This window comes from Stenotrophomonas sp. 78350_Sma, from assembly GCF_056482105.1.
The window spans coordinates 571,491-584,061 of sequence record NZ_CM151182.1; the positions used below are offsets into that span (position 1 = coordinate 571,491).

The 12,571-nt window shown below is 63.4% G+C and carries 11 protein-coding genes; 8 read left to right on the plus strand and 3 right to left on the minus strand.

The features are described 5' to 3' along the window. Positions 1 to 11: 11 nt before the first annotated feature. Positions 12 to 1,997, minus strand: a complete 1,986-nt coding sequence (locus tag ACZK4H_RS02515) for an HAD family hydrolase (RefSeq protein ID WP_158230199.1) — start codon at positions 1,995 to 1,997, stop codon at positions 12 to 14. Between the two features lie 295 nt (positions 1,998 to 2,292). On the opposite strand from ACZK4H_RS02515, the gene ACZK4H_RS02520 reads away from it, so the two are divergent. The 4 genes from ACZK4H_RS02520 to ACZK4H_RS02535 are packed head-to-tail and all read left to right on the plus strand — an operon-like array spanning position 2,293 to position 7,159. After that, on the plus strand, positions 2,293 to 3,216 hold the full coding sequence (locus ACZK4H_RS02520; protein WP_241896736.1) for a glycosyltransferase family 2 protein: 924 nt from the start codon (positions 2,293 to 2,295) through the stop codon (positions 3,214 to 3,216). Then, positions 3,213 to 4,205: a lysylphosphatidylglycerol synthase transmembrane domain-containing protein gene (locus tag ACZK4H_RS02525; protein ID WP_099551427.1), complete on the plus strand. Its 993-nt coding sequence runs from the start codon at positions 3,213 to 3,215 to the stop codon at positions 4,203 to 4,205. The genes ACZK4H_RS02520 and ACZK4H_RS02525 overlap by 4 nt, the downstream gene beginning before the upstream one ends. Beyond that, the gene (locus ACZK4H_RS02530; RefSeq protein WP_099551426.1) at positions 4,202 to 5,506 is read left to right on the plus strand and encodes an NAD(P)/FAD-dependent oxidoreductase; all 1,305 of its coding nucleotides are present in this window, start codon (positions 4,202 to 4,204) and stop codon (positions 5,504 to 5,506) included. The genes ACZK4H_RS02525 and ACZK4H_RS02530 overlap by 4 nt, the downstream gene beginning before the upstream one ends. 3 nt (positions 5,507 to 5,509) lie before the next feature. Beyond that, complete coding sequence (locus ACZK4H_RS02535) at positions 5,510 to 7,159, plus strand: hypothetical protein (protein ID WP_099551425.1); 1,650 nt, start codon at positions 5,510 to 5,512, stop codon at positions 7,157 to 7,159. Positions 7,160 to 7,212: 53 nt separating this feature from the next. Here the strand turns inward: ACZK4H_RS02535 and ACZK4H_RS02540 are convergent, their stop codons facing one another. Next, entirely contained in the window at positions 7,213 to 8,151 is a 939-nt protein-coding gene (locus ACZK4H_RS02540; RefSeq protein WP_099551424.1) for an electron transfer flavoprotein subunit alpha/FixB family protein, read from the minus strand. Continuing rightward, the gene (locus ACZK4H_RS02545; RefSeq protein WP_057496707.1) at positions 8,151 to 8,897 is read right to left on the minus strand and encodes an electron transfer flavoprotein subunit beta/FixA family protein; all 747 of its coding nucleotides are present in this window, start codon (positions 8,895 to 8,897) and stop codon (positions 8,151 to 8,153) included. The genes ACZK4H_RS02540 and ACZK4H_RS02545 overlap by 1 nt, the downstream gene beginning before the upstream one ends. A gap of 259 nt (positions 8,898 to 9,156) precedes the next feature. Here ACZK4H_RS02545 and rfbB point away from each other — a divergent pair, with 259 nt between their 5' ends. From rfbB to rfbD, 4 genes are read left to right on the plus strand one after another with little or no spacing between them, the layout of a single operon-like run. Further along, a complete protein-coding gene (rfbB, locus tag ACZK4H_RS02550) occupies positions 9,157 to 10,212 on the plus strand; it encodes a dTDP-glucose 4,6-dehydratase (protein ID WP_099551423.1) in 1,056 nt (351 codons plus the stop codon). A 14-nt stretch (positions 10,213 to 10,226) separates the two neighbouring features. Further along, complete coding sequence (gene rfbA, locus ACZK4H_RS02555; protein WP_099551422.1) at positions 10,227 to 11,114, plus strand: glucose-1-phosphate thymidylyltransferase RfbA; 888 nt, start codon at positions 10,227 to 10,229, stop codon at positions 11,112 to 11,114. Beyond that, positions 11,111 to 11,668, plus strand: coding sequence for a dTDP-4-dehydrorhamnose 3,5-epimerase (gene rfbC / locus ACZK4H_RS02560; protein WP_099551421.1), 558 nt, complete (start codon positions 11,111 to 11,113; stop codon positions 11,666 to 11,668). Before rfbA ends, rfbC begins: the two co-directional genes overlap by 4 nt. After that, positions 11,665 to 12,570: a dTDP-4-dehydrorhamnose reductase gene (gene rfbD / locus ACZK4H_RS02565; protein ID WP_099551420.1), complete on the plus strand. Its 906-nt coding sequence runs from the start codon at positions 11,665 to 11,667 to the stop codon at positions 12,568 to 12,570. Before rfbC ends, rfbD begins: the two co-directional genes overlap by 4 nt. The last annotated feature ends 1 nt before the right edge of the window (position 12,571 follow it).

Consider the following 12,571-nt stretch of genomic DNA (forward strand, 5'->3'; position numbering starts at 1 on the left):
CTTCCTGGTGATCAATCTTCAATGCCGCGCAGTCGACCTGATGCGTAGCGCGAGGCAACCCAGCGGCCGCCGCGCTGCAGGCAGGTCAACAGGGGCCAGAAGCCAAGGTTGTCCACGCCATTGCGGCGCAATGACAGGTAGAAACGAAGCTTGTCGATGAACGAAGGTTGATGTGCGCCGACATCGAAGGTGGAATGATTGAACACGCCGAAATTCTCGACGTGGTAAACGTTCTCGAACCACTCGATTGCGGCCTGGTCCGGCTGCAGCAGCATGCGTGCATGCGCGTGCGTAGCCAGGCGTTCCAGCTCGCGGGCAGGGATGTTGTGGTGGCGGAAGACGCGGTCCAGCTCGACGAACAGGTCCCACAACTGGGCTTGCAACGGTGCGACCTTGCTGCGGAACAGCGATTCCTCGCTGAATTCCTGGTGGCTGACCACGGGCAGGCCGCTGGCATCGAAGCCGTAGCGCAATGCGGAGCCATGGTCGGCCGCGAGCACGACTTCAAACAGGGCTCGATTCTCGTTGAAGATGGCGAAGTTGCGGCTGGTGCCGCCGATGCAGGAGAACAGCAGACCATCCTTCCGGTTCCGGTCCGAAGCCGAGCCGCTGGCGACCAGGCCGATGTAGTGGCCCTGTACGGCTGTCAGGCCGGTATCCGCGCCGATCACGATGGCCGAAATGTTGTCCTGGATGGTGCCCTTCCAGCCCACATCGACCAGGTGCAGGGTCGGGGACGCGGGGGCGGCACCGAACGCGTCCAGATAGGCGAGGAACGCAGAGCGGCGCGCAAGGCGTTCCTGCTCATAGGTCTGCTCGAACAGCGCGTCGGTGCGCAGGCGGGCGAAGACTTCGCTGGACGGCAGGTCTTCCTGGATGGCATCGGCATCAACGCCAAGGCGCTCGGCCAGTTCGGCAGACATCGAATGCAGGCCAAGGCTGGACAGGAAGTCGTTGAGCGAGATGCGCCGGTACTGGCGGAACAGCGTCTCGAAGGTCTCCTGTGCCAGTGGCTGTAGTGACGGCAGCAGGGTGGCGCGGCGCGAGACCTCAAGATAATGGCTGCGGATGCGGACTGCGCCCTGAAGCTGCCGGGTGTTCTGGTAATGGTCGAACAGGCGCTTCAGGAACTGGCCTTCACGGGCCAGGAAAAACACATCGCGGGCGCCCTCGCGGACCAGGCGCGCATGCAGGCGGTCGATGAAAAGGTGGAGCGTGAGCGCAAGCTCGCGGAACACGCCGGGACCGCCGTCGAGCAGGCGATTGATGTCGGTACGGGTGCGGGCAAGGTCGGCGGCGCGCTCTGCCAGTACCTGGTAGTGGGCATGGCGTTGGCTGCGATCCAGGTGAATGGCGTGCAGGCCTGCGGCCCTGGCGTTGTTGAAATCTGCGTGTTCGTTGTCGCCGATCATCACCACCTGGCCGGGAGCGATGCCCGTTTCCGCCAGCACGCGGGCATACATTCCACTGCCGCGCTTGGTCGTGAACGAATCGCATGATACGAACATGCGCTTGAACGCCGAATCCAGCCCATGATGGGCAAGGAACTGCCGGAAGACGTCGGTTTCAAGATAGAAGTCGCTGACCAGCCAGCATTCGACGCCCTTCGCCGAAAGCTCCCGCACCAGGCCGACGACCTGCTCGTCCAGTTGCTGGGTAGACAATTCCAGCGACACTTCCAGATCCAGCGCCACCGTAGTGAACGCGGCACGAGGCATCGACCGCAGCCCTGCATTGGCGTCCCAGAGTTCGGCATAGACCTCGCTGGCGCGGAATTCGCTGTCCAGTCCGGGGCCACGATCAATGGCGCAGTGGGCGGCCTCGCGTGCGTTGCGCTGGCGATACAACTCGGGGCCGTCCGGGCCGCCGGGAAACACGCGGGCAATCCCCTCGGCCCACAGCCGCTTTACATCCTCCGGGTGGATGCCCCGGGATACCAGGGTATCGAAGTAGTCGAAGCAGACCACCGAAGGCTGAATGCGTTCAATTTCACTCATGACCCCCTTCGGGTCGATATCGGTGTAATGCTCTTGGGTCATGGACTGTCGTGAATGGCCGGTAACGGGGGGAACGGACTACATTAGAGGGAGCGGGATGGTATCAGCGTCGCTGGGGACCGCGGTAGCGCAAAGGGGACGCACGTCGAATATCATGACCAGTCGAATGCGACAAGGCCTGAACCGCCAATTTGTCGCCCATCCGAAGGATCTGGACGCGGGGCATTGAATGAGCATCAGCTGTTCGAGTGGCAGGTTGTTGTCTATCGTTGTGCCTTGTTACAACGAAGAAGCAGTGCTGGCCGAAACCTTTCGCAGGCTTTCCGGGACAGCACGGGCGCTTGAGGCCCGTGGCCTACAGGTAGAGCTGGTGTTTGTCGACGATGGCAGCCGTGACCGTACCCGCGAGCTGCTGCGGCATTATGCCACCGCCGACCGCCGGGTCCGCATGCTGGGCTTTGCACGCAATTTCGGCCATCAGCTGGCGGTAACCGCTGGCATTGACGCGGCGCGCGGCGATGCAGTGGTGCTGATCGACGCCGACCTGCAGGATCCGCCGGAAGTCATCGCGGAAATGGTCGATCGCTGGGAAGAGGGGTTCGACGTTGTCTATGGAACCCGCACGGACCGCCCGGGTGAATCGCGGTTCAAGCTGGCTACCGCGCGGGTCTTCTATCGCGTGCTCAACCGCCTGTCCGATGTGTCGATCCCGCTGGATACGGGTGACTTTCGCTTGATGAGCCGCAATGTCGTCGAGGTGCTGAAGTCGATGCCGGAGCAGGATCGCTTCGTTCGTGGGATGGTCAGCTGGGTGGGTTTCAACCAGATCGCGTTGCCCTATCGCCGCGACAAGCGCTTTGCCGGCGAAAGCAAATATCCGTTGCGGAAGATGGTGCGCTTCGCGACCGACGGAATCCTGTCTTTCTCGGCCAAACCACTGCAGCTTTCGGTGACGCTGGGCGTGCTGAGCTCGTTGCTCGCGATGCTGGTCATCATCTATTCGTTGGTCATGCGCCTGTTTACTCAGGAATGGGTGCCGGGTTGGACCGCACTGATGATCGCGGTGCTGTTCCTGGGGGGCGTGCAGCTGATCTGCGTTGGCATCCTGGGCGAGTACATCGGCCGCATCTACCGTGAGGTCAAGCGTCGCCCGTTGTACATCGTGCAGGAATCAAGGGATGGCACCACGCTCGTCAGGCAGGCGGAGGCTGGCGAATGAGCGGGACCCGAAAGGTCCTGCGACTGCTGGTCGGGGTGGGGGTGGCAGGCTTGTTCGGCTGGCTGGTGTTGCGCCAGGTCAGCTACGAGCAGCTGAGGAATGCATTTGCCAACGTCGGCTGGGGCTGGCTGGGACTGGCCCTGCTGTGTTTCCTGCTGGGCTATTCGGCACGCATCGAGCGCTGGCGCAGGATGCTGGCGCGCGACAATGCCGCCCTGCGCTGGCGCGACTGTGCGGGACCATTCATGGGCAGTTTCGCCATGAACAACGTATTGCCGATGCGCGCTGGCGACATCCTCCGTGCCTTTGCGTTCAATGACCGTCTTGGCGTTACCTCCGGTGTTGTGGTGGCGACCCTGTTCGTCGAGCGCCTGCTGGATCTGCTGATGGTCGTGCTGCTGCTTGGCATTGCGTTGTGGGTCAGTGGCGCCAGTGATTCGCTGGCCGGCGGTGTCGGGATCTGGACGCTGGCGGCGGCAGGGCTGGTGATTGCCCTGGTGTTGTTGTTCCCAGGCGCGTTCTCGCCGTTGCTGGCCTGGGGCGGTCGCCTGCTCTCGCGCATTTCGCCCCGCATCGGAGCCCGCGTGCAGGGTGAGCTGTTGAAGGGGGTCGATACCCTCGGCCATCTTTCCGGCAAGGGCACCATGGCCGGCCTGATGCTGTGGTCGGTGCTGGCCTGGACCGGTGAGGGGCTGGTGTTCTACCTGTGCGCCAAGGCGCTGGCCAGCCTCGCGGTTGCCGCAGCAGCCTGGCTGGCTTTGCCGCTGGGAACCCTGGCCACGCTGCTCCCCGGTACACCTGGTTACGTGGGTACTTTCGATTACTTCGTGGTCAGGGCGATGAAGGCGATGGGCAACGGTGTTGCCGAATCGACTGTCTATGCCCTGCTGGTCCATTTCATGTTGTGGCTGCCGCCGACAGTGATCGGCGGTCTGTTCCTGATGACCCGCTCGATGCGGGGCAAGCCGTCTTCCGAGGATAGGAAATGAAGAACAAGAGCGTTGCCATCATCGGTGGCGGATTCACCGGTCTTACCGCCGCCTATGAACTAGCGCGCAATGGCGTGCAGGTGACGGTGCTGGAGGCAGAAACCGATGTTGCCGGCCTGGCAGCGGCATTCGACGTCGGTGGGGAGAAACTGGATTGCTTCTATCACCACTGGTTCACCAACGACCTGGAGGTCATGCAGCTCATCGACGAGCTGGGCCTGAACGATCGGGTTGAAGTGAATCCGACGAATACCGGCATGTACTACGCCAACAACTTCTTCCGCCTGTCCACGCCCTGGGACCTGCTCAACTTCACACCGCTTTCGTTCGTCGATCGCATCCGCCTGGGCCTGCTCGCCCTGCGCGCGCGCAGGGTCAAGCATTGGATGGAGCTGGAGGGCCTGACCGCGTCCCAGTGGCTGAAGAGCCTGGGCGGCGAGAAGGTCTATGAGGTGGTGTGGGAGCCGCTGCTGAAGGGCAAGTTCGGCCCTTACGCCGACACGGTTTCCGCCGTATGGTTCTGGAACAAGCTGAAGTTGCGTGGCGGTAGCCGTGGCAAGGGCGGCGAAGAGCGCCTGGCCTATTTCCGCGGTGGCTTTGCGAGCCTTGCCGAGGCGTTGGCGGCCCGCATCGTGGCGTTGGGGGGCAAGGTCATCACCGGTACCCGTGTCGACAGCTTCGCCCCCAAGGGGGACGGCTGGCAGTTGCAGACGAGTGCCGGCCCGATCGATGCCGACAAGGTGCTGGCCACCACCGCGCTGCCGCTGGTGGCCGACATGGTCTCCGGCTGGGCGTCGCCGGAGTATGTGCAGTCGTTGCAGCGCATCCAGTACATCGGCAATGTCTGCCTGGTGCTGGAGATGGACCGCAAGCTGTCTGATACCTATTGGTTGAACGTCAACGATCCCAGTTTCCCGTTCGTCGGCGTCATCGAACACACCAATTTCGAGCGTGCCGAGACCTATGGTGGCAGCCATATCGTCTACCTGTCCAAGTACCTGCCGCATACGGATGCGCTGTACTCGATGGACTGTGATCAGTTCCTCGACTTCGCGTTGCCCTATCTGCAGAAGATGTTCCCTGCACTGCGCCGAGAGTGGATCACCAAGCACCACCTCTGGCGCGCGCGCTGGTCCCAGCCGGTTGTCGAGAAGTTCTACAGTCGCCTGATTCCGGAAGTGCGCGGGCCGGAACGGGGCTTCTACCTGTGTTCGATGGCACAGATCTACCCGGAAGACCGTGGTACCAACTATGCGATCCGCGAGGGGCGCAAGGTGGCCCGCCAGATGCTGGAGGCTTGAATCATGGCCATCGTGGCGCGGATTCTGTTGACGCTGCTGCTGGCATACCTGTGCCTGGTGAGCGCACGTGCGCTTCTGGCCTACCAGCACAATACCTGGGGCAAGAGCTATTACGTCCTGGTGGCCGATGCCGAAAGAAGGGTCGTCGATCAGCGCGCGCGTCATGTTTCCGAAGCGGCCCTGGATAGGCAGGGAGTGCGCTGGGAAGGTGATGTGCTGACCAGGAACGGACAGGCCTTGGCCTCCTACTCCGATGGCGAGGTCCGGGTATTCCGTGCGAGTGATGGTGGCCTGCTGCAGTCGACCACGATCCGCTGGTTCGGCCTTGCTGCGGTGCTGGCGGTGACGGCAATGATATGGCGACGGCGGGTTGCAGAGCGCTGGCTTGCCTGTGCACGAAGCTCTTTCCAATGGCTGCGGCCGCCCGATCTGCTGCTGGTCATTGCCCTGCTGATGTTCTCCGTGCTCAAGATCGGCATCATCGACATGGTGGCCTTGGGGAGTGCTGTCGAGGGTCTGCAGTTCGGCCTGAATTACTACGTTCATGACGTGTTGATCGGCGCCAGCGGAAAGCTGACGATCTATCCGTACAACCCGGCGAGCCTGATCTGGATGCAGGCACTGTCGGGTATGCACGGTGATCTGCAGTTGATCGGAGTGAATCTTCGCCCCTATGGGCTGGTCAGCCTGTCGATCGCAGCCGCTTACATCTGGCTGTGCCTGGAACTGACGGTGCTGCTCAATGAGCGTTGGCGTGGAAGCACGCGCATGCTGTTCTTCGTGTTGCTGCTCAATCCGTTCGGTCTCTACTATTCACTGTTCCTTGGACAAGTGGATGTGATCGTCGTGGCCCTGCTGGTAGCGGGCGCCCGACGGGTTTTCGTGCCGGGAAGGCTGTTCGTCGCTTTGGGCATGATCGTGCTGGGCCTGGTGTTCGCCAAGCCCCAGCATATGCTGGTGCTGCCGGCCCTGGCCATTGCAATGATGGCGGCTCGCACACAGGCGCTGAAGGGACGCGTCATTCTGATCACGATCACAGTGACCTTGATCAGCCTGGTGATCTACTGGCTCTACACGCGGGTTCCGGCGTTTGTTCTTTCCTTGGCGACGAACCCGCAGTCGCAGCGCATAGGTTGGGCGACCTGGTTCCAGTTGCTTGGAGATTCGCTGGTAGTCAACCGACCCTTGGCATTCCTGGCTATCACCTTCCTGGTACTCGCGTATCGGGTCAAGCATGTGGCGGATGGCATTGGCGTCTGGCAGGTCGCTGCCCTAGCAACTGCTGCGTTGACCGCCTGGTTCCAGGCGTCCTACGCACACACCTTCGGCATGGCCATGCTGATGTTCCCGGCCCTGATGCTGCTTGTGTTGGATACCCAAGACCGATGGCGTGCCGCAGGCGTCTGGCTGGCACCCATTCTGCTGCTGCTGGGCTGGGGAACCGGAGAGATGGGGGATGTGGCGGCCATTTTCGGGGGAACACTGTTCAGTCCTGAACGCGTCAATCACATCATGGTGCTGGGCATGAGCTATCCCTCGCTGCTGGCTACGCTTGAAGCTTCTGCCTATATGGCATTCGGGGTCATGCTAGTGATGCGCCTGCTGGGCGGACCTGAGCCGGAGCTCTCTGCCGGAGTCGGACCGGGACGATGAGTACGGCATGAAAAAGGCCGGCCCTGTCCGGGCCGGCCTTAAGTTGCTGCAGGTCAAAGCGCCTTTTCCAGCTCCGGCAGGATCGCGAACAGATCCCCCACCAGGCCGATATCGGCAATCTCGAAGATCGGCGCGTCGCCGTCCTTGTTGATCGCCACGATCGTGCCAGCGTCCTTGATGCCAGTCAGGTGCTGGATCGCACCGCTGATGCCGACCGCCACATACAGTTCCGGCGCGATGATCTTGCCGGTCTGGCCGACCTGCAGGTCGCTGGGCACGTAACCGGCGTCTACCGCGGCGCGCGAAGCACCGACGGCGGCACCGAGCTTGTCGGCCAGCTGGAAGATGACCTTGAAGTTCTCCTCCGAGCCGACGCCACGGCCACCGGAAACCACGCGCTTGGCGCTCTGCAGGTCCGGGCGGTCGCTGGCACCAGCGGCGAGGCCGATGAAGCGGGTGTGGGTCGGCAGGGCAGCATCGACGCTGGCCGTTTCGATGGCGGCACTACCGCCCTGGGCGGCTTCCGGCCACGAGGCGGCACGTACGGTGGCGACCACGATCTGGTCGGCCGGGGCTTCCACGGTGATGATCGCGTTGCCGGCGTAGATCGGGCGCTTGAAGGTGTGGCTGCCTTCGACGCTCATCAGGTCGGAGACCTGGTTGACGCCGAGGAGGGCGGCCACGCACGGCATCAGGTCCTTGCCGAAGGTGGTCGACGGACCGAACACGTGGGTGTAGCCCTTGGCCAGCTGCGCGATCTGCGGCGCCAGCACCTGGGCGATGGCCTGGGCGTTGGCGGCGTTGGCCACGGTCAGGACCTTGGCGACGCCAGCGATCTTCGCTGCTTCAGCAGCGACAGCGGCCGGGTCTGCGGCCAGCACCAGTACGTCGATGCTGGCACCGCTGATGGCGGCGGCGGCACTGACGGTCTTGGCGGTGGCGGCGTTGAGCTTGCCGTCGTGGTGCTCGGCGATGACGAGAATCTTGCTCATTACAGCAGCCCCTTCTGCTTGAGTGCGGCAACCAGTTCGGCCGCGTCCTTGACCATCACGCCCTTGCTGCGCTTGGACGGCGCGGCGTAGTGGGTGGTCTTGAAGGTGTCGGCAGCTTCAACGCCGAGGTCGGCCAGCTGCAGGGTTTCCAACGGCTTGGCCTTGGCCTTCATGATGTCCGGCAGCTTGATGAAGCGCGGTTCGTTCAGGCGCAGGTCGGTGGTGACCACCGCCGGCAGGTCCACTTCCAGCGTTTCCAGGCCGGCGTCGACTTCACGGGTGACCGTGGCCTTGCCGTCGGCGATCTCGAGCTTGCTGGCGAAGGTCGCCTGCGGGCGGCCCCACAGCGTGGCCAGCATCTGGCCGGTCTGGTTGGCGTCGTCGTCGATGGCCTGCTTGCCGAGGATCACCAGGTCCGGCTGTTCCTTCTCGATCAGCTTGAGCAGGGTGCGCGAAGCGGTGAGCGGCTGGATGGCCTGGTCGGTGACGACGTGGATGGCACGGTTGGCGCCCATCGCCAGGCCGTTGCGCAGGTGTGCCTGGGCGTCGGCCGGCGCGATGGTGGCGACCACCACTTCGCTGGCGATGCCCTTGTCGCGCAGGCGCAGGGCTTCTTCCAGGGCGATTTCATCGAAGGGATTGGGTGACAGCTTGACGCCATCGGTGACCACGCCGGAACCGTCCGGCTTGACCTGAATGCGGACGTTGTAGTCCACCACGCGCTTGTACGCGACGAGGATTTTCATCTGGTACGGGGTCCTTCACTAAACAGGGAGAACATCCGGTCCGGGAACAGCAACCGGTTCGGGGGTGGGACCCCGATTCTAGCTGGCTTGGGGTGACCATGCGAATGCGTATGGTTTTGCTGCGGCGCCGCAAAAATGCGCTTCGACATTGGGTTGTTCAGCTGATGAGGGCATCCTTGAGCGCAGCCCCGATGTATCCTGCAGAGCTGCATTCAGCCCTGCTGTGCGCTGATGCACCATGATCGACAGGAGAAAGGCTGTGCCCACTTGGCTCGTCACCGGCGGCGCCGGATTCATTGGCGGAAACTTCGTTCTCGAAGCCGTCGCCCGCGGCATCAAGGTCGTCAACCTCGATGTGCTCACCTATGCCGGCAACCTGAAGACCTTGTCCAGCGTGGAGGGGGATCCCAACCATCTGTTCGTGCAGGGCGATATCGGTGACCGGGCCCTGGTCAGCCGGCTACTGGCCGAGCACCAGCCGGACGCGGTGCTGAACTTCGCCGCCGAGAGCCATGTCGACCGCTCCATCGACGGCCCGGGGGCGTTCATCCAGACCAATGTGGTCGGCACCCTGGGCCTGCTGGAAGCCGTGCGCGATTACTGGAAGGCGCTGCCGGCCGAGCAGGGCGCGGCGTTCCGCTTCCTGCACGTGTCCACCGACGAGGTGTACGGCACCCTGGGCGAGACCGGCAAGTTCAGCGAAACCACGCCGTACGCCCCGAATTCGCCGTACTCGGCGTCCAAGGCTGCCTCGGACCACTTGGTGCGCGCGTTCCATCACACGTACGGGTTGCCGGTGCTGACCACCAACTGCTCGAACAATTACGGCCCGTACCACTTCCCCGAGAAGCTGATCCCGCTGGTGATCGCCAAGGCGCTGGCTGGCGAGCCGTTGCCCGTGTACGGCGATGGCAGGCAGGTGCGTGACTGGCTGTTCGTGTCCGACCACTGTGAAGCGATCCGCACCGTGCTGGCCAAGGGCCAGGTCGGCGAGACCTACAACGTGGGCGGCAACTCGGAAAAGCAGAACATCGAAGTGGTACAGGCCATCTGCGCACTGCTGGACCAGCGCCGCCCGCGCGCGGACGGCCAGCCGCGCAGCAGCCAGATCACCTACGTCACCGACCGCCCCGGCCATGACCGCCGCTATGCGATCGATGCCTCCAAGCTGAAGAACGACCTGGGCTGGGAACCGGCCTACACCTTCGAGCAGGGCATCACCTTTACCGTGGACTGGTACCTGGGCAACCAGGAATGGGTCAACGGTGTGCTCGACGGCAGCTACAGGCTGCAGCGCATCGGCACGGCGGCCTGAACCCAGGAGATCTTATGTCCCAGCGCAAGGGCATCATCCTCGCCGGCGGTTCCGGCACCCGGCTGTATCCGATCACCAAGGGCGTCAGCAAGCAGCTGCTGCCGGTATACGACAAGCCGATGATCTATTACCCGCTCAGCGTGCTGATGCTGTCGGGTATCCGTGAAGTGCTCATCATCAATACCCCGCACGAGCAGGCCCTGTTCCAGCAGCTGCTGGGCGACGGTTCGCAGTGGGGGATGGACATCCAGTACGCGGTGCAGCCGAGCCCGGATGGGCTGGCGCAGGCCTACCTGATCGGTCGCGATTTCGTGGCCGGCAAGCCGAGCTGCCTGGTGCTGGGTGACAACATCTTCCACGGTCATGGGCTGAGTGAAATGCTGCGGCGCGCTGATGCCCGGGATCAGGGCGCCACGGTGTTCGGCTATTGGGTCAACGATCCCGAGCGCTATGGCGTGGCCGAGTTCGACGGCGATGGCAAGGTCATTGACCTCGTCGAGAAACCGACCAATCCGCGTTCGAACTATGCGGTGACCGGCCTGTACTTCTATGACGGCAACGCCAGCGATTACGCTGCCGAGCTGAAGCCCTCCGCGCGGGGCGAGCTGGAAATCACCGATCTCAACCGCAGATACCTGCAGCAGGGCAGCCTGCACCTTGAACCCTTGGGGCGCGGCTACGCATGGCTGGATACCGGCACCCACCAATCGTTGCTGGAAGCCTCCAATTTCATCGAGACCATCCAGACCCGCCAGGGCCTGCAGGTCTGCTGTCCGGAAGAAATCGCCTTCGGCAAGGGCTGGATCACTGCCGAGCAGCTGGAAGCATTGGCCGCGCCGCTGATCAAGAATGGCTATGGCCAGTACCTGCACAAACTCGCGCTGCGTGGAGTTGTTCCGTGAAAGTGATTGAAACCAGGTTGCCCAGTTGCGTAGTGATCGAACCGGCCGTGTTCGGCGATGCCCGCGGTTACTTCTTCGAAACCTGGAACGCCGAGCGCTTCGCCGCGCTGGGCCTGCCGGACCGTTTCGTGCAGAGCAACGTGTCGACGTCCGCGCAGGCCGTGCTGCGTGGCCTGCATTACCAGTGGCCGCGTCCGCAGGGCAAGCTGGTGTCGGTGCTGGAGGGCGAGGTCTACGACGTCGCCGTGGACATTCGTCGCGGCTCGCCGACTTTCGGCCAGTGGGAAGCGGTGGTGCTGAGTGCGGAGAACAAGAAGCAGTTCTGGATTCCGGAAGGCTTTGCGCACGGCTTTGCGGTGTTGTCCGAGCGGGCGGTGTTCAGCTACCTGTGCACCGAGGTCTACCTGAAGGACTTCGACGCCGGCGTGCGCTGGAACGATGCCGACATTGCCGTGGACTGGCCGGTCAGTGCACCGACGCTGTCGGCCAAGGACGAGAACGCTCCTTTCCTGAAGGACATTGCCGAAGACCACCTGCCGGTCTACATGCCATGACGGTACTGGTGTTTGGCGGCAACGGCCAGGTCGGTCAGGAACTGCTGCGCGCGTTGACACCGCTGGGTACGGTGGTGGCGACTACGCGAAGTGGCCAGTTGCCTGACGGCAGCGCCTGCGAAGTGGCCGACTTCGGCCAGCCTGACAGCCTGCCGGCGCTGCTGGACCGGCTGCAGCCGTCGGTTGTGGTGAATGCTGCTGCCTACACTGCGGTCGACCGTGCCGAACAGGAGGTCGACGCGGCCTTTGCCGCCAATGCGCAGGCTCCGGGTGTGATCGCGCGCTGGTGCGCGGCACAAGGCGTGCCATTCGTGCATTACTCCACAGACTACGTGTTCGATGGCCAGGGCACCGCGCCCTACCGCGAGGACGAGCCGACCGCACCGCTGGGTGTATATGGCACCAGCAAGCGAGATGGCGAGGAGGCCGTACGCGCGGCCGGTGGTCGCCACCTGATCTTCCGCACGGCCTGGGTCTATGCCTCGCACGGCGCGAATTTCCTGCGCACCATGCTGCGCGTGGGTGCCGAGCGCGATGCGTTGCGGGTGGTGGCCGACCAGATCGGCACACCAACGCCGGCCGCGCTGATCGCGGACGTCACCGCAATGGCGCTGCAGCGATCACCGTCCTTGTCGGGCACTTGGCACCTGACGGCGAACGGCCAGACCAGTTGGTACGGATTCGCGGAAGCGATCTTTGCCGAAGCACTGGCGCTGGGCGTGCTGGAACGGGTGCCGGTTGTCGAGGAGATCACCTCTGCCGATTACCCCACGCCAGCCCGGCGACCGGCGTGGTCGGTGCTCGACAACCGTGGCCTGCAGGACGCGCTGGGGATCCGGCTGCCTGACTGGCGCCAGGGGTTGCACGCGGTGATGCGGCGACTGCGACCACTGCAGCGCTGAA